Origin of the sequence: Clostridium sp. MF28, from assembly GCF_002969175.1 — a bacterium.
GTDB lineage: Bacteria > Bacillota > Clostridia > Clostridiales > Clostridiaceae > Clostridium > Clostridium beijerinckii.
The window spans coordinates 6,102,269-6,126,765 of sequence record NZ_CP014331.1 but is presented as its reverse complement, the minus strand read 5'-3'; the positions used below and the strand labels follow the sequence as shown (position 1 = coordinate 6,126,765).

Here is a 24,497-nt window from a genome sequence, read left to right as displayed (position 1 = left end):
GTATATTAAAAAGCTAACTTTTCATATAACTCTTTGATTGTACTAAAGCTATATGTTGGTCTAAATTCTGTATCTTTCAAATCTTCCTTTGTTGCTTCTCCAGTGAACACTACAGCTGTATCAACACCACCATTAATACCGCAGGCAATGTCTGTATATAATCTATCCCCTATAACTAAAGTTTGCTCCTTTGTAAATCCAGTTTGTTCTAGACACATTTCCACTATCGTTTTATTAGGCTTTCCAATGTATAAAGGTTGTCTTTTTACTGCATTTTCAATCATTTCACATATTGATCCACAGTCTGGTACAAAACCAAAGCTAGTCGGACAAACAAGATCTGGATTAGTAGCTATATAATCAATATCTCTTGTTGATAGTAATTCACATATATCCTCTATCTTTTTATAATTTAATTCATTATCAAATCCTACTACTGCACAAACAATATCTTCATCTTTATCTTCTGTAATATTAAGCTCAAATCTTTTTAGTTCTTTAATAAATGATTTTGTTCCAAGAACAAATATTTTTTTATCTTTATATACTTCTTTTAGATATATTGCGGTTGCATAAGATGATGTTACAAAACTTGTTTTATCAACTTTAATTCCAAAGTCATCAAACTTCATAATATAATCTTCTATACTTTTTGTTGAATTATTTGTTATAAATATATATTTACCACCTATACTTAAAACATAATCCATAAATTCTAATGTACCATCGATTAATGTTGTATCTAAAGCTATTGTACCATCAATATCTAATAAAAATAATTTTTTATCTTTTAGCATATTATCATTCTCCGTAAAATAAATTCGTTAATTCATTGCATATTCTTCTAACATATTTTCAGTTTTTGCATATTGCAAAATCGTATATCTAGGTCTGATTTCAAGGGCATGAATTACACTCCTATGAAATAATTCTTTTTCAATTCCTAACGCCTTTGGATTAGACTTAGCTCCAATAGAATTTAATAAATTTATTATTATTTCTGGCACAGGAGTCTCTATCCCAAACCTTTCTTCAATATTAAGTTTTTTATACACCCATGCCGATATTACTGTGCCAACTCCAACTGAATTGCCATGCAAAGGATGTTCTAATTTTCTTGAAAGCTTATCAATTTCCCAATAATGAGAAAGATGGTGTTCTGCTCCTGACGCTGGTCTTGAATTTCCAGAAAGAGTCATTGCTATTCCTGATAGTATAAGTGCTTCTGATATATATTCTATTGCTTTAACATCTCTCTTAACAGCTCCTTCTATATTTTCAAAACATTTATACATAGCATTCCTTACTAGCTTTTCTGTTGTATCACAAAAATATTCGTCAAGAATCGTATTAGATAGTCTCCAATCAGAAAGTGCTGTATATTTTCCTAGTATATCACCAAATCCAGCGCATATCATCTCAAATGGAGCATCTTTCATAATATTTGAATCAGCTATAATAGCATATGGATTAGTCCCTGGATATGTTACCTTTGCTCCATCAATAATTAGAGGTGATACTGTTGATGCATATCCATCCATTGATGGAGCTGTTCCCATTATAACATAAGGAATATGAATTTTTGCACTTATTATTCTACATATATCATTAATACTTCCAGATCCCACAGCAACTATAAGCTCTGTTTCATTATTTACTTCAACCAATACTCGTCCAATTGCTTTTTCATCTGGAATTAAATCTCCATCACTAACTAATATAATATTATCTACCTTATAACCTGATTCAGTAAGTTCATTTTCTACACACTTGCCAAGTGCTTTATAAGTATTATTATCACTGACCAATAAGATTTCTTTTGGTAAAATTTCTTTTGCGACATCTAGAATTCTATTATATACATTTTCTCCAACATAGATATGTTTTATGTCTATTCTATGTTTTTTGCCGCAGCCACAGTCAAATTCCATATCCGCCATTTCTTCTATTGTTTTAGTCAAAATTTCATTCAAAATTAAGTACCTCCTACGTTTATGCTTTTTGCTTTAGGTTCATTTAAAATTATATACTATATTCATCTGCATAAACAGCGTACAAGTTACTTAATTTTAAGCTTTATTGAACTAAATACATTTTCTTACCCACACTATCATTTCTCCTGGTGTTCTGTTCGCCCATAAATAATATGGAATCCATTTCAACTTCTTTTCATTAAATTCAATTTTAGAGTCATATACATATAACTTATCTTTATCACAATCTTGCTCTTTAACTACTAGTCCATCACTTTCAAGTACTATTGCGCCACCTAAGAAATCTTTGTCATATTCATAAGTAAATTTAGGATTACTATTTAAATAAACTCTGTGCAGATCAGGTCCATTGTCTTCTTCCTCTAGGCAATAAACAACTGGTCCCCTCATTACAGCAACTTTTCCCATGTCTTCCCTTACATTTATATTTGCTCTAATTATTTCTACAGGCATCTTAAATAAAATGTTAATTTTATCAGCATCTTTCCATTTTCTATTTATATACGCATACCCATCGATTATACTGAAATTTATCTTTTCTTCATTAACTTTTATTTCATAATTTCTACACCATTCAGGAATTCTTAATGCAAATTCAAATTCAGCTTCTTCCTTCATGTTTAAATTAATGTCTATACTCTCATCCCATGGATAGTTTGTTTTAATATTAAATTCTACACTCTTTCCGGAGAAATTAGCTGATATTTCTCCTCCCATGTATAAATGCATAAATATTGTATCATCTCTTAATGTATATGCATAACTTCCTATAGAAGTCAAAAGTCTTGCTAGATTTGGCGGACAGCATGCACACCCAAACCATTTTTGACGTTCAACTTTTACATGTGCTCTCAAATGATCTTTTTCAGAAGCCTCTGGAACTACCTCTAATGGATTTACATAGAAAAACTTAGTTCCATCAATTGACATTCCGCTTATAATTCCGTTGTATAAGGCTTTCTCCATTATATCTGCATATTGTGATTTAGGTTCAATTTCAAGCATTCTTCTTGCAAAAAAAACTAATCCAATAGACGCACAAGTTTCAGCATAAATAGTATCATTAGGCAAATCATAATCACAAGTAAATGCTTCTCCATATTGTGATGATCCGATTCCACCTGTTATATACATTTGCTTTTTAGTCATATTACTCCATAATCGCTTGCAAGCTTCTAGCAGCTCATCGTCATTTGTTTCTCTTGCTACATCAGCCATTCCTGAATATAAATATACAGCTCTTACAGCATGCCCTTCTGCAACTTCCTGCTCTTTTACTGGTTTACCTGCTTGATAATATTGATATTTAAAGTAACTATCTTCCCACCAGAACTTATTATTGTACTTTTTCCCCTCTTCTTCAAAATATAATGGTGATTTGCCTCTTTCATCTATAAAGTATTTTGCTAAATTTAGATATTTTTTATCTTTTTTTATTTTGTACAGTTTAATTAAAGCCAATTCAATTACTTCATGACCTGGATATCCATGCAATTTGCCATCTTCTGGTCCAAATATAGTATCCACATAGTCTACATATTTTACGATTGCATTTAATAACTTATCTTTTCCCGTTGCCTCATAATAAGCTACTGCCCCTTCAATCAAATGACCTAAACAATACAATTCATGATTATCACGTAAGTTTGTCCATCTTTTATCTAATCCGTTTATAATGTAATAAGTATCTAGGTATCCATCTGGCTGCTGTGCTGCACAGACAATATCGATTGCTCCATCTGCAATTTTTTCAAGTCCTTCATCCTTATTCCACATAAGAGAATATCCAACCGCTTCTATCCATTTTGCAAAATCACTATCTTGAAATACAAAACCTTTAAATTCACCTTCCATCATCCCAGCTGCAATCTTAAAATTTTGCATACAATAACTTGGCTCCGCACCTTCTATTCTATCATTCAATGCTTCCCATTGATAAGGAATCACATGAGTTCTTGCTAGCTCCATCATTTTCTTCCAAAAATTATCCTTTACATTTATATGATTTATTTGCAAAGGTTTACTAAAAGTATTTGAGTTCATTATTAATTCCTCCTAAATTTATTTATGGGTGGTTAATTTATTATAATTATCAAAAACTATTTTATTCATTCCTCTAAAATACAAATGCTATTATTTAAGCATATCACTAGCTTTTATACATATAACTATAGTATATTTATTATATAGAAACAACTTTCATTTTAGTATAATAGGTGGTGAAATCCTATATGTTTTATTTTATCTCTGATAATAGATATCCCCTTACTCATTGTTCTAGTGGAAAATTGATAAATAATGAAAATTTTATACATTCTAAAAGAAACCTCGATACTTTTGTTATTCTAATTGGTTGTGAGGGAACACTATACATTGCACAAGATGATAAAAGATATGAACTTACTCCAAATAAGTTTATTATATTATTTCCATTCCATACTCACTACGGTTATAAAAAATCTGAAGGAAATCTTTCTTACTATTGGTGTCATTTTAGGATTACTTCTGCTGAATATAAACTTTTAAACTCTGAACAAATTAATGATTATATATTCAATCTTGATAATGAATTAAAAAAAGCCTCTTCAGATGTTTATATTTTACCTGAATATGGTTCAATTTCTTCTGCTGCAAGAACAAGCCTTATTTTTCGTCAACTACTTGATCTATCAAACAAAAAGAGTTATTCAGAATATTTAACAAATTATGCATTAAGCCTGTTGGCAATGGAAATCTCTCAAGATTTCATGGATAATATAATTCATCAAAATGAAAAACTATCTAATACCAATTGCAAAATAAATGAAATTGCAAACTGGATAAATATAAATTATAATTCAAATTTAACTGCACATAAAATTGCCGAAACATTTAACTACAATCAGGATTATCTTTCTTCGGCATTTAAAAAATATACTGGTATATCCCTTTTGAAATACATCAATAAAACAAGAATTTCCGCTTCTAAACAACTTCTATTAAATTCATCTTTCTCAATAAAAGAAATTGCTCTTCAGGTTGGATTTAATGATGATAAGCATTTTATGAAACTTTTTAAAAAATTTGAAGACGTCACGCCAACTGAATATAAAAATGCATATTTTAGAAAAAACTTAAACAAAAAATAATTTCTTGTATTGTGACTTTATTTTAAAAATATTTAAAATGATTATTCACTTTTAATCATGTAAAGGGTATAATAGTCTTAACATATCATATTATCATTTGATAACTTTATAACGAACTATAACTTAAGTACAATTTTTCTGAAATTAATATTTCAACATTAATTTCAATTCAACTAATATTAACAACACAGAGGAGATTATTATGATTCACATTACAAATCTAAAGGAAAGTTTGCCACTTTTCAAAGCTTTAAGTTCGGATGTAAGAATGAATATATTAGAGATTTTATCACAGTATAAGCAATTAAATATGAACGAGTTATCAGAGAAACTTGATTTAACTAATGGTGCAGTTACTATGCATATAAAAAAATTAGAAGAGTGTGGATTAATAAAAACGACTAATTTAACTGGAAAGCATGGATTGCAAAAGATATGTTCTCTTCACGAGGATAAATTTGTAATTGATATTGGCAAACAAGATGTAGAAAATTCATATCATATAGATTTAAATATAGGTCACTATTCAAATTATGATATTACCCCTACATGCGGCATCGCAACCAAGGATAGTATTATAGGAGAAGTAGACAATCCAAATTACTTTGCTGATCCTGAAAGAATTAATGCAGATATTCTTTGGTTCACTAAAGGAAGTATAGAATATAGAATTCCTAACTATTTAAAACCAAGTGAAGTATTTTCTGAATTGCAAATATCTATGGAAATAAGTTCAGAAGCCCCTGGAGTATGTAGCATATGGCCATCTGATATACATTTCTATTTAAATAATGTCAATGTTGGTAGATGGACCAGTCCTGGAGATTTTGGTGATAGTAAAGGTATTTTGACTCCATCTTGGTGGAATCCTCATTGGAATCAATACGGATTATTAAAACTTTTAACCATAAATTCTTTCGGAACTTTTATTGATGGAATAAAGATTTCAGATGTCACTCTAGAAGATTTAGAATTAAATTATAAAAGTGATATCCTTCTAAAGTTAGCTGTTCCAGAAGAAACAAAACATGTTGGTGGATTAACTATTTTCGGAAAAAACTTTGGCAATTACAATCAAGGCATAAGCGTAAGACTTGTTTATAATACATTAACTCAAGAATCTTGATGTTGATCATTGTATCTAATTATATATATTAAAGTATATTGAATTATATCTGTTTTTATTATAAATAAGAAGTAATATTTATAAGGCGTAAATATTACTTCTTATTTTATTTATATACCATCTCAAATATTATCTACACAAATATATTTATGATTTCTAGTGAAGATATTAGCTCAAAGCACTAGCAATTTTGTAAATATGTTCATCTACTTAAATTGCATACATATAGATATCCAAACTAATAAATACACTTATGCATAGCATATTTATTTTTACACAAACTAGTATTAGTTAATTTTTGTAAGGAGAAATAGCTATGGGTAGAAAAGGTATTGAAGTAACATCATTATATAATTGGACAATCGAAAATCTTAAGAAAATGAGAAATTCATCTAAGGACGAATTTGCTCGTAACGTGCTAACAGCTGTAATCATGAGATATGAAGGAAATAGTACTATTGAAATATCAAAGTTTTTATTAAAAACTAAATCAACAGTTATTCATTATATAAAAAGTTGGAATTCCGTCGGTCTTAAGGCACTTAAAGATGGTCGTGGTGCTTTGACCGGAGGAACTTTTACAGCCGAAATGAAGGATGATTTAGTAAATACTGTTCTAAATACGCGTCCAAACGATTTCGGATTCATCGGAAATGTATGGACTTGCCCTCTCTTGGCAGAATATATAAACCAAAACTATGGTATTAAATATTCAGATGAATATATAAGAGTTTTATTAAAAAAACGTAGATTAAGCTATAAAAGAGCTCAACGAAAGCCTAGTAAGGCTGATAAAAAAGAACAAGAGGTCTTTAAAAAAAATGCGAACCCTTCTCCATACTGTAGAAAATTCTTCTGATACTGTTTTGTATGCCTTAGATGAGACTGGTCTTAGGACAGAATCTGATATTCGTAGGACTTGGAGTAAGGTAGGTGTATCCCCTGTTTTGGAAAGTAATAATTCTCACGAAGGACTTAATTTAATTGGTGCAACTGAGATTTCAAAAAAATTCGATACCATTATGGATGCTTATTCCGCTCAACATTCTATTAAATCACATGAGGTTGAGGTTTTTCTTGAAAGATTGCTTGACGCAAATCCGGGCAAAAAAGTATATGTTTTATTGGATAATGCAAAATTTCATACATCTAAAGAAATTCAAGATTTCGCTAACGCGCATAGCGAAGAATTGTTTTTAATAAATACTCCTAGATATTCTCCTAAGTTAAATCCTCAAGAAAATATCTGGAATAAATTAAAAAGTTGTATTTTCAGTCCTAGTGCTTTTCCTTCTATTGATGACCTTTTTTCCTCTGTATCATCAATTTATGATTGTTTCAATGATGATACAAATATGGTTAAGTCGTTAGCTTATGCTAGAAATTACTACTAATAAGTCTAATTCTAAATTTGTTTATCTATATATAGATAAGCCAATTATAAGTTAGATTTATACTATGAAATATATCCCAACTAGAAATGGGTAATATACTTTTGTGGAATGTTTCATTGGTAATTTTGATGGATGCGATTCTTTGGCTATAAGTTGTTCCAACTGTGCTAGTTCAAAGCTTGTTCTTTGAGGCTAGCACTTTGGGTACAACTTTACAGCCCTAGAATCACCCATCAAAATTACCTGGAAACTGGAATAAAAGTATATTATTCATTTCGGTGAGCTATACGCATAAGTATAGATTATAGTTGGTTTATCTATAGTTCCATATTCTTTGCCAATAAAATAGGATTTAACAACTAAAATTAATAGTGTTAAATCCTATTTAATATATATTGCTTTTTATTTATTCTTTCCTAAACGAATTACATTCCAAGACGCTTTTCCCAAAGATGAAGTTATAATTCCGTCAACCAGATTACTTCTATCTACAGATTTTGGAGTAACAGCTTCACCTGTTGGAGAATTCACTATTTTCATATTATCATGCTCTAACACAATATGTTCAATGATTTTAAATCCTTCAAAACTTCTTACATCACAAGTTAATTCAATATCTTCCTCTAAATTACGATTAACTGCAAATATTGTAACTTCTTCCTTTTCTTCATTATATACTGCTATCGATTCAACGTCTTTTACGTCAGTAAAATCTATAGTATCATGTTTTGGCGAAGAAACTACTGGTTGAAGTGCAATTCCTCTACCGTATTTAGATGCATGCAAATATGGATAGTATATAGTCTGCTTCCAAGCTGGTCCATTTTCTTCTGTCATAATTGGTGCGATAACATTAACCAATTGCGCTAAGCATGCCATTTTAACTCTATCAGAATGTTTCATTAAAACAATTAACATTAATCCAACTAAAAGTGCATCTTCAAAATTATACATATCTTCTAAAAGTGCAGGTGCCTTTTGCCATGGATGATTCTTCATTATATCATCATCTTCATTATTAGAATGGAACCATACATTCCACTCATCGAAGCTTAAGTGCATAGTCTTTTTACTACGTTTTTTTGCTTTTATATAATCACAAGTTGAAGTAACTGTTTTAATAAAGTGCTCCATATCATCACTTTGTGCTAAGAAGTTTGCAGTATCATTTAATCTATTACCATAATATTGATGGAGAGATACAAAATCTACAACATCGTAAGTATGATCAAGAGTTGATGCTTCCCATTCAGGGAAAGTAGGCATTGCTGTATTTGAACTTCCGCATGAAACTAATTCAATATCTGGATCTATTAATTTCATAGCTTTACCTGTTTCTAGAGCTAATCTTCCATACTCTTTAGAAGTTTTATGTCCTATCTGCCATGGTCCATCCATTTCATTTCCTAAACACCATGTTTTTATTTTATGTGGTTCTTTAACACCATGTTTTATTCTTAAATCACTATATTTCGTACCACCTTTATGATTACAATATTCTAAAAGATTGCAGGCATCTGCAATTCCTCTTGTTCCAAGATTTATTGCCATCATTATTTCAGATCCTACAGCATTAGTCCACTTTGAGAATTCGTTTAACCCAATTTCATTAGTTTCTAAGCTTCTCCAAGCTAATTCTAGTCTCTTGGGCCTTTCTGCTACTTCTCCAACACTATCTTCCCAAAAGAAATTTGATACAAAATTACCACCTGGGTATCTTATAATTGGAACATCTAATTCTTTTACTAATTCCATTACATCGGTGCGGAAGCCATTTTCATCAGCTGACATATGGCCTGGCTGATAAATCCCTCCATATACTGCCCTTCCTAAATGTTCAATGAAAGAACCATAAATTCTTTTATCTATTTCGGATATTTTAAAGTCTTTGTCTACCACCATTTTTGCTTTTTTTGCCATTATAATTCATCTCCTTAAGTATTTAGTTTGGACTTTCTAGTCCTTAGTGAAAATCAAATCATATTAACCCTTTACAGCTCCAGCTGTCATACCTTCTACAAAATATTTTTGGAAGCATGCAAATAAAATAAATACTGGTATTACTGAAATAAAAGAACCTACAAATAATAAATTATAGTTGTTTCCATAAGGCGTTAATAATGTATTTAATCCTATTGGTAAAGTAAATTTTGCACCATCTTTCAACACTAACATTGGCCATAATAAGTTATTCCAACTAAACATTGCATTTAATATAGCCATTGCCGCAAAAGATGGCTTCATAATCGGTAAAATTAATCTGAAGAAAATGCCATATTCCGATGCCCCATCTATCCTACCTGCCTCAACAAGGTCTCTTGGTATTCCGGAGAGGTATTGCCTAAAGAAAAATATAGTTGATGCACTTGCTATAGTCGGCAAAATTATTCCAATATAGGTATTTGTTAAATGCATATCACTTATTTGGTTATATAAAGGTAACATTAAAATCTCAAAAGGTACCATCATAACGAATAAAACACATATAAATAGAAAATTCTTTCCTTTAAAATCGTACATTGCGAAACCATATGCAACAAATGCGCTGATAAACAATTGGCAAACTACTTGCACTATAGTTAAAAATAAACTATTAAAAAACCATGTAAATAAGCTATTTTTTTCTGTGAATAGAATTATATAATTTTTAAACGACATTTTAGCAGTATCTATTGATACATCCATACCATTTGCTATTACTAATGCACCATCCTTGAACGTAGAAACAAATAATGTATAAAAGGGAATTAGTAATATTACGGCTATGACTGCAAAAAGCATAAAAATTAATATTCTTTTTGGCAAATTTTTTACATGACTTACTGCATTTTTTTGCGTATTTTTTTTATTATTCAAACTAATATTGCTTTGCATACTAATCTCCTTTCTTAAATGTTCCATTTAGTTTTAATTGCACTAAATTAATAGCCATTCCTATAATAAACAATACTAATCCTACAGCAGATGCATAACCCATGGCATTTTTTTCAATACCTTGTCTGTATAAATATCCTACAATTGTAAGACCTATATTATTAGGCGAGTTATTGCCATTAAATACCATATAACTTTCTATAAACATTGCAAGACCTGCGTAAATAGATATAGTAAGCACATAAATTGTTGTCGGTTTAAGTTGAGGTATTGTTATATATCTAAACTTTTGCAATGTATTTGCTCCATCTATATCAGCTGATTCATATAATTCCGCAGGAATGTTTTTAAGTCCTGATAAGAAATATAACATATTAACACCAGTCCATCTCCAACATGCCAATACTAGCAATACTATAAATCCTGTAGTTCCATTTTTTAGCCATTTAAATGGATCCATTCCAAATAGCGCAACAACCTGATTCATTAATGAAGTAGATTGTTCTCCAAAGGCAAATCTAAATATTATACCTGCCACAGCAACAGATGTTAAAGCCGGTAAATATAATGCAGATTTAAAGAATTCTTTTCCAACCATTAGTTTGCTGTCTATTATACATGCAAGTATCATTGGAATTGGAATAAGCAATATCAATGTCCATATCATATATTTAAAGCTGTTCCATAACGCAACTAAGAAAACCTTATCCCCTAATAGTTTTGTATAATTTTCAAACCCAACAAATTTTCTCGATCCTGGTAATACATTCTCAAAGCTCATTATTACCGTATTTACCATTGGAGATATGAAAAAAAGTAAAAATACAAGAATAAATGGTAATATAAATACATATGGTGCTGCTTTTTTATTATATATAAATCTCTTTACCATTTCTTAACTTCCTCCTCCCACGCTTAAATAATACAGAGAAGCCATCTTTGTAACTCAATATGCTTGTAAAAAGCTTCTCTGTGTGGATGTTTTTAATTATTTCAATTCATTTTCTACTTGTTGCTGTGCTTCATCTAATGCTTGTTTTATATCTTTTTTATCTTCAAATATGCTATTTAATGTAACTGTATTTAAAACGTTGTTTATACTTGGAATAGCATCATTTGATTTAATTAATTGTATTTCATTTTTGATTTCGTTTAATGTATCAAAAGGATTAGTCTTAAAGTATTTTACAAACTTATTTTCTGGATTATGAGTAATATCATTTTTAGTCCATAAATCAGTATTGCATGGATCGAAGCCTAAATCTTCCCATATTGCCTGTTCACCTTCATCTGAAAGTTTTGCATATGCTAAGAATTCTTTAAGATTTTCTTTATTCTTAGCTGTTTTAGTTACAGCTGTACCTGTACCACCTAAACCTACAGAACGTAGTTGACCTTTTTCAAATACTGGAGCCGGAGCAATTGCCCATTTACCTGCTTGATCAGGCATGTATTGTAAAAATCTTGACATATACCAAAGAGGCATAATTGCAACTGCATAGTCCCCATTATTTATCGCACCTTCAGCATCTGTTTGGTCAGGTTGTCCACCTGGAATAGTAGCTATTGCATGGGCATCTTGTAAATCTCTTAACGTAGTAAGTGCTTTAACCATTTGCGGACTATTTAATTGTGGCTTACCATCCGCATCAGTAAAATCTGATTTTTGTTCTGCTAGCATAAGACTTTCTTGCCATTGAGCACTTGTATCTGCTGTCCCAAAGTTTTTACCAGTTGCAGCATAATATTTAGCACCTGCTGCTTTAAAATCATCCCAGGTAGCTATAGATTTATAATCAATCCCCGCCTTTTCTAAGATTTCAGTATTGTAGTATGCTACACATGCACCAACGTGTGTTGGTAGTCCGTAATTATGTCCATCTTTACTGTAAAGATCTATACGAGATTTAACCAACTTATCTTTATAAGGCGAAATAACATCATCAAGATTCTCTAATTGTGGGTCTCCTTTAAGAAAATTAGGGAATTTGCCAACTTCTATATCACATGCATCAGGGGCTCCTTGTCCGGACAAGAGTGCAGATTGCAATTTATTATGCATATCATCATAAGGAAGAACTGTAAAATTAATATTTAACTTCTTATCAGGGTTTTTCTGATTCCATTTTTCTAACATCTTTTCATAAAACGTTTTATGCATCTCAATAAATGTCCACATTTCTAACTGATCTCCTGAAGAAGATGATGCTGAATCCTTTCCTCCACTCGAGCTAGTACTCGAACTACTTCCACCACATCCGATTAACATTGTTGCAGCAATGGATGTTACAGCAGCAATAGCAGCAAGTTTTTTTAATATTTTTACACTTTTCATATTTTTACCTCCCATTATTTATTTGAAGTTAATATATTTAGTGAACACCATTTCATTTTTGTTAATTAAATATATGCCTTTAAAAACAGTGATCAAAATAACTCTTATAAACAAAGCTTGTACAAATACGCGCTTTATTTTAATTAATTTTAAAGTATATCAATAAATTTGTATTCCTTCTAAATTATTTTATGTATATATTTTTTTAGTTTATTTAATCCTTTTGTTAATTTATCGATATTTTGCCACTAGTAATCCTTTTCATATGCATTATTTTTAAGTTGCAACTTATTATCATAAATTTATTATATACTTATATCTATTAAAGTCAATACTTTCAAGTTATATTTATTTAAATTATTTTAGATTTATTTAAATCATATTTTGACCTTTTTATACAAAACTTAAGATGTTTTATATTATAATGAACTTCTTAATGGCATGTAAATGTTTTTATAATCTTGAACTTTAAATTTTCAAATGATATACTATCTTTAAACTTATCTAAAATAAATATATCAATAATATTAGGTAAATTTTATTTGAGGAGATTGATTAATATGAAACTATTAACCCCAAATTTCGAACGTGAAGGTCCTGGTATAGAAAAGGACGAGCCTCCAAAGGAAGGTATACATTTATTTTTTGAATTATTTACTATGAGATTTTGGGATATAATTAAATTGAATTTTGTCTTTGTTTTATATTCCCTCCCTATTATTACAATCGGTCCAGCTTTCGGTGCTATGACTTCAATTTTAATGTCTATGATCCAAAGAAAGCATACTTATATTTTTTCAGATTTCCATGAAGCCTTTAAAAACAACTGGAAACAATCATTATTTAGTGGATTAATAATATTAATTGCATTTTCATTTTTAGGTGTTTCACTATCCTTTTATTTAAAATTAGCTCAAGAGAAATCTATTTTCTATTTTGTTTTCTATTTATGTCTTTTTATCACAGTTTTACTTGCACTTGCATCCATGTATATTTATCCGTTGCTTACTACTGTTTCTCTTCCTCTAAAAGATGTTTTTAAAAATTCTATATTACTTTGTATTGTGTGTATAAGAAATACATTGTTAGGCGAATTATCCTGTGCACTAATATTAGGAATTCATATTTTCTTTTTTCCTATATCACTTCCGCTTTTCTTGATACTAACATTTGGTATACTATCTTTCATTTCCAGCTTTACCGCTTGGATAGGCATAAAAAGATTTATTGTACAATGAGTAAAAAAACAAAGCATAACCAACTACTCAAATATAGTTATTATGCTTTGTTTTTTATCTATTATAGATTAATTGTCAACTCAACTGGACAATGATCTGATCCTGTTACTTCCATATGAATTTTTGCATCTTCTAATTTATCCTTAAGACTTTCTGAAACCAAGAAATAATCTATTCTCCATCCAGCATTATTAGCTCTGGCATTAAATCTATACGACCACCATGAATACATGCCTTCTTTGTCAGGATAGAAATATCTATATGTATCTATAAATCCTGCTTCTAATAGTTCACTTATCTTAGATCTTTCCTCATCTGTAAATCCTGCATTTTTTCTATTAGATGTAGGATTTTTTAGATCTATTTCCTTATGTGCAACATTTAAATCTCCACAAATTATTACAGGTTTGTTTTTCTCAAGTTCTTTTAAATATTTTCTAAACACATCTTCCCATACCATTCTATAATCAAGTCTTTCTAATCCTTGCTTAGAATTAGGAGTATAAACATTTACTAAGTAAAAATTACCATACTCTAAAGTAAGTACCCTTCCCTCGTTATCATGTTCTTCTATTCCAACACCTCTTTTTACGGTCAAAGGCTCCTCTTTTGTAAATACAGCAGTACCTGAATAGCCTTTCTTTTCAGCATAATTCCAGTAACTTGCATACCCATCTAGTTCTAAATCTATTTGACCTTCTTGAAGTTTACTTTCTTGTATGCAAAATATATCAGCATCTATTTCCTTAAAATATTCTAAAAAGCCTTTTTTTACGCAGGCTCTTAACCCATTTACATTCCATGAGATTAATTTTTTCAATTTCATCTCCTCCTTAAAATCTTAAATAATAATAATTATTATATAATATTTTAGAAATATTATCTATATATATATCACAATTATCTTTCTACTTTCTATTAGATTTAATTGGATACTTTGACCTCTAGATTTTTAAATATAAATTTATTATTAGAACACACGTATTATTTTATTAAATAATTTATTAACACAACAAAAAAACCACACGCTTTTTATGCCTAGTGGTTTAATCCATTTATCAAAATATTACTTTTTCGATTATACTAATTAATAATAAACAACAATAAAGTTATTATAACTATGCTTATAGGTATACATAAAGAATTTACTACCCCCGCTAAGCCTTCATCACATTTACATCTAGCCGTAAAGACTGGTGCAAGAACAGGAACTGGGCCAAATACCAAAATAACTAGTACATGCTTAATTTCCATTGAAAATGGTACACAAAAATAAATAATAACTGCAAATATTGCTGCAAACAAGTAACGTATACTTATAATAGAAGCAACTTTAACTAACTGCTCCTTGTGGAATTTGCATTCAAAAACCATGCCAATCATAAGCATGGACAAAAATGCATTTCCTGCACTTAGATTTGAAGTTATTGTATATACCACCTGCGGCAACTTAATACCTGTAATTGTCACTATAAACATAAGCATATAAGTATCAAAAGGTACAGATGAGAACATTTTTCTAAGAAATGCTCTAATGCTTTGATCATTTTCTTCCCCAACAACACCTGATGCAAGTGCATATGTACCTCCTGTACACATAATCGAATTACCTATATCAAAGAGACTTGTTATCCCAACAGCATATGCTCCCATAAAACTCTGCACATATGGGAGTGTAAAACATCCTATATTGTATCCAGCTAAATTTAACATATTAAAGGCTTTTTCTTTATTATCCTTATTCCTAGCTAAAACAAAGCCAACAAAAGACATTATAATGTTTCCCAAAAATCCAAGCAAAATAATAAAAAGCATTGATGTATCCATTTTAAAATTTGCAAATCCAGTAATAAGTGCACACGGTAAAGTAATATTCATTATAATTTTAGTTATAATTTTATAGTCTTTGGGCCCAAAAACCCCTATCCTTTTGAAACTATATCCTATCGCAATAATCAATATAAAGCTAAACGCTTTTATTAAAATATCCCCCATTTTTACCCCTTTCTCTTAATTATACCGAAATAATAAAATTCCACATCTAGCACTCTAATACGTAAATACCAAATTAGGATTAAAACGTAGAAATTTAACTTCAGCATGTATGCAAATACATGCTGAAAAATTAATAACTTATTCTTAATTTCAATATATACTATCGATTAAATTAGTAAATTGCTACAACTCATGAACTAAATATAAGATCTGACAAAAACATTTTATTATTTCATTGCAGCAATTTTACAATGCTATTTACTATTTTATCTTTTCTTAATAGTCTTCTTTTTGCCATTTGGCGAGTTTTTTTCTTTTGTTTTCTTACCTTTTTCTCTTCTATCAGAAATTCTATCGCCCTTTAATCTGTCTGAAGCCTTTTTCTTATTAATTCCTTGGCTTTCATTACCTCTGGAAACGCTAGAATTATAACCTTTGACACTTTTATTTTTGTCTTTTATAAGACATTTCGGACCATTTCCTATCAAATCAGTTCTACCAGCTTGTGTTAATGCCTTATAGACCAGTGTATAGTACTTTGGATTCTTATATTGAAGTAGAGCTCTTTGCATGGCTTTTTCATGCTTAGTCTTTGGTACATAAACTTCTTTCATTGTCATTGGGTCTAATCCGGTATAATACATTGTTGTAGCCAATGTACCTGGTGTTGGATAAAAATCTTGCACCTGTTCTGGTTGATAGTTAATATCTCTTAGATACTCAGCAAGTTCAATTGCACATTCTAAAGTACTTCCCGGATGAGATGACATTAAATATGGAATTATATATTGTTTTTTTCCAAGTTTCTTTGTTATTTTTTCAAACTTATTTACAAATTTATCATAAGTTTCGCCAGCCGGTTTACCCATATATTTTAGTACATCTTTTGAAATATGTTCAGGCGCAACTTTTAATTTTCCACTTACATGATGTTCTACTAATTCTTTAAAAAACGTATCATCTTTATCAGCCATAATATAATCATATCTAAGACCTGAGCGCACAAATGCCTTTTTAACTTTTGGTACATTCCTTATAGATCTTAACAAATCAAGGTATTCAGTATGATCTACATCCATATTTCTACAAACATCTGGAGATAAACACTCTTTATTTTTACATGCTCCAAAAGCTAACTGCTTAGAACAAGCTGGTTTTCTAAAGTTTGCAGTCGGCCCTCCTACATCATGAATATATCCCTTAAAATCCGGAAGTTTTGTAATATCTTCAACCTCTTGTAATATTGATTCTTTACTTCTACTTTGAACAACTCTTCCTTGATGGAAAGTTATAGCACAAAATTTACAATCTCCAAAACAGCCTCTTGAACTTACTGTACTAAATTTAACTTCCTCAATTGCAGCTATTCCGCCTTTCCCTTCATAAACAGGATGGTAATCTCTCATATACGGAAGTCCATATACTTCATCTAATTCCTCTCTATTTAAAGGGGCTTCTGGAATATTTTGTACCACATATTTACTTCCATGCTTTTGTACGATAATATTACCACGAACGGAATCCTGTTCTTCATATTCTACTTTGCTTGCTTCCGCATATTTATATCTATTTGTAGATACTTCCTTATACGAAGGAATTTCAATGTAATCCTGCACATCTTCTAAACTTTCTGTAGCATAGCAAGTGCCTCTAATATAAGTTATATCCTTTGCTCGAACTTTATTCTTTAAACTTTCTGCAACGGCCACTATTTGTTTTTCGCCCATACCATAAATTAACAAGTCAGCTGTACTATCAATTAATATTGATTTTCTTACTTTATCACTCCAATAATCGTAATGAGCAAATCTTCTAAGACTTGCTTCTATTCCTCCTATTACAATATCTATATCTTTGTAAGCTTCTCTTATCTTATTGCAATAAACAATCGTTGCTCTATCAGGCCTAAGTCCCATTTGTCCACCTGGAGAATATAAATCTTTTTCTCTTAATCTTTTACTTACAGTATAATGATTGACCATAGGATCCATGTTTCCACCATTAACTAGGAAAGCATATTTAGGCTTCCCAAATCTCTGAAAATCATAAATATTATCCCAATCTGGTTGTGGTATTATCCCAACTTTATATCCATTTGCTTCAAGTACTCTCGAAATAATTGCAGTACCAAAGCTATGATGATCAATGTATGCATCAGCTGTAACAATTATGAAATCTAATTGCTCCCAACCTCTTTCTCTCATATCTTTTTTGCTTATGGGCAAAAACTTTCTTTCAGTTGTCATATCTTCACCTACTTATTCTTCTTATGGTTTAATTTTCAAAAATCATACACACCTTATTTTCTCTTTGCCTATTATAACATAAAGACACCAAATTCTAAATCCGTATTATGTTATTTATTAATTTCATGTCTTTTTAAACATTATTTTCAATTATTCTAGTATTAAAATGCTTTATTTAAACTATTCTACCCCAGTATGTACACCTATAAGATCTTATTTACATAAATTTGTATAATAAAAATATGGCGGGTTATATCCTTATAGATAATTTTATTTTTAAGTTTAATATGTAACAATTTTTAATTATGTTTAATATATTATTAATATAACAAATGATATAGATTAACAAAGGAGAAATGAACTATGAGCAGATGCTGTTATAACAGATGTTGCAATAATTGCTGTGGATACAATTACGGAAACTTTTGTGGATACGGTGGTTATGGCGGATATGGTGGTGGATATGGTTTTAATAATGCTTGGGCATTATGGCCACTATTATTCTTATTATAAAACAACCAACTAATTTTATCCTGTAAGGCTATTTTTACACCTCGATATTACAAAAGAAAAGATTTCTATAATTGTTTATTTTAGAAATAATATGGAATATGAAATAAGACCTAAAGATAATTAATATCTTGTAGGTCTTATTTTTATGCTTATTAATTTTTGAATGAATGTATAGGTGCAGGAATTCTTCCACCTCTTTGAGCAAATAATTCTGATGATTTACCATTTACCTTCATTACAGGTGCTCTACCCAATAATCCACCGAACTCTACCATATCACCAATTTCACAACCTGGTGCTGGTATAATTCTAACCGCTGTAGTCTTATTATTTATTACTCCAATCGCAGCTTCATCGGCTATCATTCCTGCAATCGTAGATGCTGGAGTATCTCCAGGAATTGCAATCATATCAAGGCCAACTGAGCATACACATGTCATTCCTTCTAATTTCTCTAAATTTAATGATCCACTTATAACAGCATCAATCATACCTGCATCTTCAGATACTGGAATGAAAGCTCCACTTAAGCCTCCAACATGGCTACATGCCATAACTCCACCTTTTTTAACTGCATCGTTAAGCATAGCAAGTGCTGCAATTGTACCATGAGTTCCAACTTGTTCTAATCCTATTTCTTCTAGAATTTCTGCAACCGAGTCACCAACAGCTGGTGTTGGGGCTAAAGATAAGTCAACTATACCAAAAGGTACATCTAATCTTCTAGAAGCCTCATTAGCAACTAATTCTCCCATCCTTGTAACTTTAAATGCAGTTTGCTTAATTGTTTCAGCAACAACATCAAAAGATGCTCCTCTTACTTTCTCAAGTGCTCTCTTAACAACTCCAGGTCCGCTTACACCAACATTTATAATTCTCTCAGCTTCTCCAACTCCGTGGAAAGCTCCTGCCATAAACGGATTATCTTCTACCGCATTTGCAAATACAACTAACTTAGCGCAACCAAAACCTTTTTGATCTTTTGTAAGTTCTGCAGTTCTCTTTATAACATCTGCCATATCTCTTACAGCGTTCATGTTTATTCCTGATTTTGTACACCCTACATTAACTGACGCACAAACTTTTTTTGTTACTGCTAAAGCTTCAGGAATTGAACTTATTAAAATCTTATCACCTTTTGTACAGCCTTTTTGAACTAATGCTGAAAATCCACCTAAGAAATCTATTCCAAGAGTCTCTGCTGCTCTATCTAAAGTTCTTGCAAATTCAACATAGCTAGTTTCATTAGTAGCTCCAGCAATTATTGACATAGGAGTTATTGAAACTCTTTTATTTACTATTGGAATACCAAATTCTGTTTCTATTTGCCTTCCAACCTCTACTAAATGCTCTGCAGATTTTGTAATTTTATCATATATCTTAATTCTAGCTTTATCTCCATCTGGATCTATACAATCAAGCAAGGATATTCCCATTGTTATAGTTCTAACATCAAGTTTTTCTTCCTCAATCATTTTTATCGTTTCAAGTATATTATTAGTATTCATAAGCCCCTCCTATTATAGTGAATGCATTGACTTAAATATTTCTTCTCTTTGAATCTTTACTTCTACCCCAAGTCTTTCACCCTCTGCTGTAAGTCCTGCACGAACTTCCTCAAAAGTCGCATTCATATCTTTGCAGTCTAATACCATTATCATGGTAAAAAAACCTTGCATTATAGTTTGATTAACATCTAATATATTGATACTATATTCTAACATTTTCTGACTAACCCCTGCTATAATACCAACTTTGTCCTGCCCAATTACTGTTAATATTGCTTTCATGCTTATCTACTCCATTCATAAGTTATTTTTAAGATCCTTATTAAAAATATTATCCAATTCTAATTGAATTGGATAATATACAATAAGCATCTTTATTGCTCTCTTTATTCTATAATTTATATTATATTTTGTCAATTTTAAGAGAACGTTTTGTAAATATTTTTTCTTTTCGTTCGGATTTTTCTAAATATCACTTAAAATGAAAATTTCACATTACTTCTTTAAGTTCTTTAATACCTTTAGAATGTCTTTAGGCTTATATGTATAATCTACACATATTCTATTTAGCTCTGCAGAATTATCATCTCTGTCAGCGTATCCTCTTTCAGTAGTAAATCCCATTGAATAACCAACTTCACTAAAAGCTTTCTTAGTATCATCATTATATTTTCCTTCTGGATAAGCAATCGAAATTATAGGCTTATTAATTAAACTTTCTAACTTTTCCTTAGAATTTTTTAGTTCTTTTAATTGATCTTCATATGACATAGTCGGAAGATCAATATGAGAAACTGTGTGAGACTCTATATCAATTATTCCACTACTACTCAACTCTTTAACTTGGTCAGTAGTTAGATATCCATCTCTATCTAAATAACTTTGTATAACAAAAATTGTTGCATTCATATTAAACTCTTTTAAGATTGGAAATACATTAGTGTAATTATCTCTATATCCATCATCAAAGGTTAGAACAACACTTTTTTCTGGAATAGCCTTGTCCTTAGAAAGGTAATCATTAAGTTGAGCCATTGTTAATGTCGTATATCCATTATCTTTAATAGCTTGAAGCTGTGTTCTAAATTTATCCTTTGAAATAATAATAGGGCTTTTTACTGAAGGATCATCATTTATAGAATGAAAACAAATTACCGGCACGCCTCTATTGTCATTTATTAACGGTACTTCCCCAAACTCTTTTTTCTCATCCTCTGATGGGTTTTCGATAACATCTTTTTTATCACTATTTTGACTAGTAGCCATATTAGCAAAAGAATTTATTCCTTTATTAATCCCAATAAAAGCAATTATTCCAATCACAACTAAAAGTGATACTATTTTAACTAATTTTATAGAATTACTTCTCCTGCTATTATTAAATCTTTTTCTATTCTTTTTTTCTTTCATAATATATCTCCTTATAATATAAAGCATAAATGTATCTTAAACTTTATTTTTTATAGTTACAAATTTAATTTTATTCATATATAATTTCTTTCATATTTAGCCTATATGTATCACAAAGTTCACCCGCTTTTACTTGTAACCTTCACTATTTTCAATATACTTCACAAAAATTACAATTTATAAATAAAAATTCATATAAATTATAGCACACAAGGCAACATTTATAAAATATGTATATATTAAATCCTAAAATATATTATTTTCAAATAACTTGAACCTATAAATAATAGCTATTTCAATTATATTGCAATAATAAATTTATGCTTAATACTCTAGCATCTAAATCACTTCAATTGAGAACTCAACACAAAAATCCAATTGTTGCATATATATTTAATTACTTTTTTATAATTTAATAAAAAAATCAAGGTGAGATAGTAAATATAATTATAAAATTTACTATCTCACCTTAATTTTTATTTAGGCATATGAATGAAAATAACAAGTATAAAATACCAGTCCTATTCTTCTTTTACACGTAAGTAGATTGATCTAATAGCAAAATTACTGTGACAATCTGCTGACGCAGAATAATTGAAAATAGACTCAGCAGATGAACTTATTATTTTTTCGATTATGCCTTATCATTATTTTTAGCACTTAATTTCGTAGTACTTAAATGTTCAGCTGATATTCTCTCAGTGTTCTTAGATTTTTTATAATCATTTGAAAAATATATTATTAGACTCTCATCATTACTTTCCGCATTAACTTGATATGCTACATTTTGTACGTACCCATGGATGAAATCATCTTTGCTAAAAAACAAATTGATCTCTGTACCTACTTTGGTAATGACATTTATTATATCCTTCAAATCTTTGGATTCTTTTGTAAAAACAATATCATCACTTTCTACAAGACAAAACTCAACCTTCATAGCTTCCACCCCTTTCTGTTACTAAAATTATATAAATTAAGAATTATTATTTCAATATCTAAAATCTAGGGATTAGACTTATGAATAGCAATTAGCTTATGAAAGTAATATTATACTTACTTATCCGTTCTATAATTTAATATTTACGTATGTATATGTTGCAATTAAATTTCTACATTCTAGTTTTTAATTTAACACGTAACTTATCAGCATTTTAAATATAAATTTATTATTGCATCATATACATATCTCAAAATTTTTCTTACTAAAAATATCTTAATTTTAAGTATCAGTTAATTATACATACCCAAAATGATTTTAAACTAATGCTCTAGACATGCTAACTAATGCTTTAGTTGAATATCTTCTATTAAATTCACTTACTCTAATATTAAATCCACTATATGGCATACTTTTCTGTTCTAAGACATCATCTCTTAACATTTTAGATAATCTAAGATCAAGTTCAACTTGTCTAGTATCTTCTAAAACCCCTGTTCCAGAATTAATAATATATATATTAAGAGAGAAGCCCTCAGTTTCTGTAACTTCTTCTAATTCAACGGAATTTTTACACATATGTATAGAATATGGAACTTCTATCCATTGGTGATTACCAAACCTGAATAACATGATAATAACATTATCTTCTTTGAAATATCCGTATTTCAGATCACCCTTTATAATAGCTTGTCTAGATTTTTCTGTAAATTTCGTAGTATAAATTAATAAATTGCACCCATTTTTATTTATATCGAAACTTATTCCTTCTGGATACCTTGTAATACCATCCTTAAATGGCTTACCTACCTCAAACAATTCCACAAATTTCGCCCTCCTTTTTAATATACATTTAATTATACTTTATTTTGTCTAAAAAATCAAAAATAAGTTAACTTAATTATGCAGTTCAGAAAACTATGTTGCTTTTCATATATTAGTAGGAAAGCTAAATTCTGTTACCTTAACATATAATCTAATAAGAAGGTGAACTATAGTACCATTATTGAAACGCATGGAACGCGCATGAATAATATTGAAATAGTCTTACGCTATGAGCCAGAAAAAGGATATGATGGATTAAATATTCCAGATATTATAGAATTCATATATGAAATTCTAGGAAAAGCTTGATATTCAAAGATAACCTTAAATAAGCAAAGAAAATTGTGTATAGTGGCATTTTCTTCGCTTATTCTTCATTAGAAAATTAACCTATATCGTTTTCTTTTAAGTAATACTTTCCTTGTCTCCAAACAAGTATGTCACTATTCACCATTTGATTTAAGGCTCCAACTAAGAAAATATTTATTTTAGTTAGGGTTCCATTTTTAAAATATACCTCTGGCTGAAATTTTTCATTGGTGTGTATTTCTTCAAATGTCAACCCATCATTTTTATTTTTAAACATTGTTAATATCTCTTTTTTACCGTCTAACATAAGTCTCCCTCCTTTATATATAATTAATTATATATAATCAAAAGAAATATATAACCAATTATATAAAAAAGAGGAAATTATTTTTAGATTTCATACGTAACATATAATAAAATTATGTATATATTAATATATGTAAATTTAAATATTAAATTAAATCACCTTTAAATTCGTCACTCTTGCTAAAGTTGGAACATCATCTTCTTCTCCATCTATTACAACAACAGCGCTATGTTCTCCCATCAATTTAATTACAGTCCCTGTCTTACCTTTATTATCATTTTCTAAAAATTCAACTCTATCATTTATTTTCATTATAGTCCCTCCATATTTTTTATAATATTTTTTTCTAATATTA

General features: G+C 29.7%; 23 protein-coding genes. 6 read left to right on the top strand and 17 right to left on the bottom strand.

The features are described from left to right. Positions 1 to 5 precede the first annotated feature (5 nt). The 3 genes from AXY43_RS27180 to AXY43_RS27170 form a co-directional block, all read right to left on the bottom strand. Complete coding sequence (locus tag AXY43_RS27180; RefSeq protein ID WP_017209295.1) at positions 6 to 797, bottom strand: HAD-IIA family hydrolase; 792 nt, start codon at positions 795 to 797, stop codon at positions 6 to 8. A 27-nt stretch (positions 798 to 824) separates the two neighbouring features. Then, positions 825 to 1,973, bottom strand: coding sequence for a sn-glycerol-1-phosphate dehydrogenase (locus AXY43_RS27175; RefSeq protein WP_243099123.1), 1,149 nt, complete (start codon positions 1,971 to 1,973; stop codon positions 825 to 827). Positions 1,974 to 2,084: 111 nt separating this feature from the next. Then, positions 2,085 to 4,037 carry a glycoside hydrolase family 127 protein gene (locus tag AXY43_RS27170; RefSeq protein ID WP_105412483.1) on the bottom strand — a complete coding sequence of 651 codons (1,953 nt, stop codon included), beginning with the start codon at positions 4,035 to 4,037 and terminating at the stop codon, positions 2,085 to 2,087. Positions 4,038 to 4,225: 188 nt separating this feature from the next. On the opposite strand from AXY43_RS27170, the gene AXY43_RS27165 reads away from it, so the two are divergent. From AXY43_RS27165 to AXY43_RS28325, 4 genes are all read left to right on the top strand, one after another. Continuing rightward, entirely contained in the window at positions 4,226 to 5,122 is an 897-nt protein-coding gene (locus tag AXY43_RS27165; RefSeq protein ID WP_105412482.1) for an AraC family transcriptional regulator, read from the top strand. 202 nt (positions 5,123 to 5,324) lie between these two features. Continuing rightward, positions 5,325 to 6,248, top strand: a complete 924-nt coding sequence (locus AXY43_RS27160) for an ArsR/SmtB family transcription factor (protein ID WP_017209299.1) — start codon at positions 5,325 to 5,327, stop codon at positions 6,246 to 6,248. Between the two features lie 316 nt (positions 6,249 to 6,564). Beyond that, the gene (locus tag AXY43_RS28330; protein WP_012060634.1) at positions 6,565 to 7,107 is read left to right on the top strand and encodes a helix-turn-helix domain-containing protein; all 543 of its coding nucleotides are present in this window, start codon (positions 6,565 to 6,567) and stop codon (positions 7,105 to 7,107) included. Next, complete coding sequence (locus AXY43_RS28325; RefSeq protein WP_077836851.1) at positions 7,070 to 7,642, top strand: IS630 family transposase; 573 nt, start codon at positions 7,070 to 7,072, stop codon at positions 7,640 to 7,642. The genes AXY43_RS28330 and AXY43_RS28325 overlap by 38 nt, the downstream gene beginning before the upstream one ends. 402 nt (positions 7,643 to 8,044) lie before the next feature. Here the strand turns inward: AXY43_RS28325 and AXY43_RS27150 are convergent, their stop codons facing one another. From AXY43_RS27150 to AXY43_RS27135, 4 genes are all read right to left on the bottom strand, one after another. Next, a complete protein-coding gene (locus AXY43_RS27150; protein ID WP_023976143.1) occupies positions 8,045 to 9,562 on the bottom strand; it encodes an alpha-N-arabinofuranosidase in 1,518 nt (505 codons plus the stop codon). Positions 9,563 to 9,625: 63 nt separating this feature from the next. Beyond that, positions 9,626 to 10,516, bottom strand: a complete 891-nt coding sequence (locus AXY43_RS27145; protein ID WP_012058575.1) for a carbohydrate ABC transporter permease — start codon at positions 10,514 to 10,516, stop codon at positions 9,626 to 9,628. Position 10,517: 1 nt separating this feature from the next. After that, entirely contained in the window at positions 10,518 to 11,408 is an 891-nt protein-coding gene (locus tag AXY43_RS27140) for a carbohydrate ABC transporter permease (RefSeq protein WP_012058574.1), read from the bottom strand. A gap of 96 nt (positions 11,409 to 11,504) precedes the next feature. Then, positions 11,505 to 12,851, bottom strand: coding sequence for an ABC transporter substrate-binding protein (locus AXY43_RS27135; protein WP_077869498.1), 1,347 nt, complete (start codon positions 12,849 to 12,851; stop codon positions 11,505 to 11,507). A gap of 560 nt (positions 12,852 to 13,411) precedes the next feature. Here AXY43_RS27135 and AXY43_RS27130 point away from each other — a divergent pair. Further along, positions 13,412 to 14,089: a YesL family protein gene (locus AXY43_RS27130; RefSeq protein ID WP_105412481.1), complete on the top strand. Its 678-nt coding sequence runs from the start codon at positions 13,412 to 13,414 to the stop codon at positions 14,087 to 14,089. A gap of 61 nt (positions 14,090 to 14,150) precedes the next feature. On the opposite strand, the gene AXY43_RS27125 is transcribed toward AXY43_RS27130, so the two are convergent. From AXY43_RS27125 to AXY43_RS27115, 3 genes are all read right to left on the bottom strand, one after another. Then, positions 14,151 to 14,915: an exodeoxyribonuclease III gene (locus tag AXY43_RS27125; RefSeq protein ID WP_105412480.1), complete on the bottom strand. Its 765-nt coding sequence runs from the start codon at positions 14,913 to 14,915 to the stop codon at positions 14,151 to 14,153. Positions 14,916 to 15,172: 257 nt separating this feature from the next. After that, positions 15,173 to 16,084 carry an AEC family transporter gene (locus AXY43_RS27120; RefSeq protein ID WP_017209303.1) on the bottom strand — a complete coding sequence of 304 codons (912 nt, stop codon included), beginning with the start codon at positions 16,082 to 16,084 and terminating at the stop codon, positions 15,173 to 15,175. Between the two features lie 266 nt (positions 16,085 to 16,350). After that, positions 16,351 to 18,330, bottom strand: coding sequence for a YgiQ family radical SAM protein (locus AXY43_RS27115; protein WP_105412479.1), 1,980 nt, complete (start codon positions 18,328 to 18,330; stop codon positions 16,351 to 16,353). Between the two features lie 363 nt (positions 18,331 to 18,693). Between AXY43_RS27115 and AXY43_RS28320 the strand changes: the two genes are divergently transcribed. Next, the gene (locus tag AXY43_RS28320; protein WP_017209305.1) at positions 18,694 to 18,843 is read left to right on the top strand and encodes a hypothetical protein; all 150 of its coding nucleotides are present in this window, start codon (positions 18,694 to 18,696) and stop codon (positions 18,841 to 18,843) included. A gap of 152 nt (positions 18,844 to 18,995) precedes the next feature. Here AXY43_RS28320 and AXY43_RS27110 read toward each other — a convergent pair whose 3' ends face one another. From AXY43_RS27110 to AXY43_RS28315, 7 genes are all read right to left on the bottom strand, one after another. Further along, entirely contained in the window at positions 18,996 to 20,351 is a 1,356-nt protein-coding gene (locus AXY43_RS27110) for a PFL family protein (RefSeq protein ID WP_012058568.1), read from the bottom strand. A gap of 12 nt (positions 20,352 to 20,363) precedes the next feature. Then, a complete protein-coding gene (locus AXY43_RS27105) occupies positions 20,364 to 20,633 on the bottom strand; it encodes an ACT domain-containing protein (RefSeq protein ID WP_012058567.1) in 270 nt (89 codons plus the stop codon). Positions 20,634 to 20,846: 213 nt separating this feature from the next. Further along, positions 20,847 to 21,761, bottom strand: coding sequence for a polysaccharide deacetylase family protein (locus AXY43_RS27100; protein WP_017209306.1), 915 nt, complete (start codon positions 21,759 to 21,761; stop codon positions 20,847 to 20,849). A gap of 634 nt (positions 21,762 to 22,395) precedes the next feature. After that, positions 22,396 to 22,701, bottom strand: coding sequence for a hypothetical protein (locus tag AXY43_RS27095; RefSeq protein WP_012058565.1), 306 nt, complete (start codon positions 22,699 to 22,701; stop codon positions 22,396 to 22,398). A 318-nt stretch (positions 22,702 to 23,019) separates the two neighbouring features. Continuing rightward, positions 23,020 to 23,526 (bottom strand): hypothetical protein, encoded by a 507-nt coding sequence (locus AXY43_RS27090; RefSeq protein ID WP_105412478.1) that lies wholly within the window; start codon positions 23,524 to 23,526, stop codon positions 23,020 to 23,022. A 385-nt stretch (positions 23,527 to 23,911) separates the two neighbouring features. Then, on the bottom strand, positions 23,912 to 24,142 hold the full coding sequence (locus tag AXY43_RS27085) for a hypothetical protein (protein WP_012058563.1): 231 nt from the start codon (positions 24,140 to 24,142) through the stop codon (positions 23,912 to 23,914). 150 nt (positions 24,143 to 24,292) lie between these two features. Further along, positions 24,293 to 24,454 (bottom strand): hypothetical protein, encoded by a 162-nt coding sequence (locus tag AXY43_RS28315; protein WP_012058562.1) that lies wholly within the window; start codon positions 24,452 to 24,454, stop codon positions 24,293 to 24,295. Between the last annotated feature and the right edge of the window lie 43 nt (positions 24,455 to 24,497).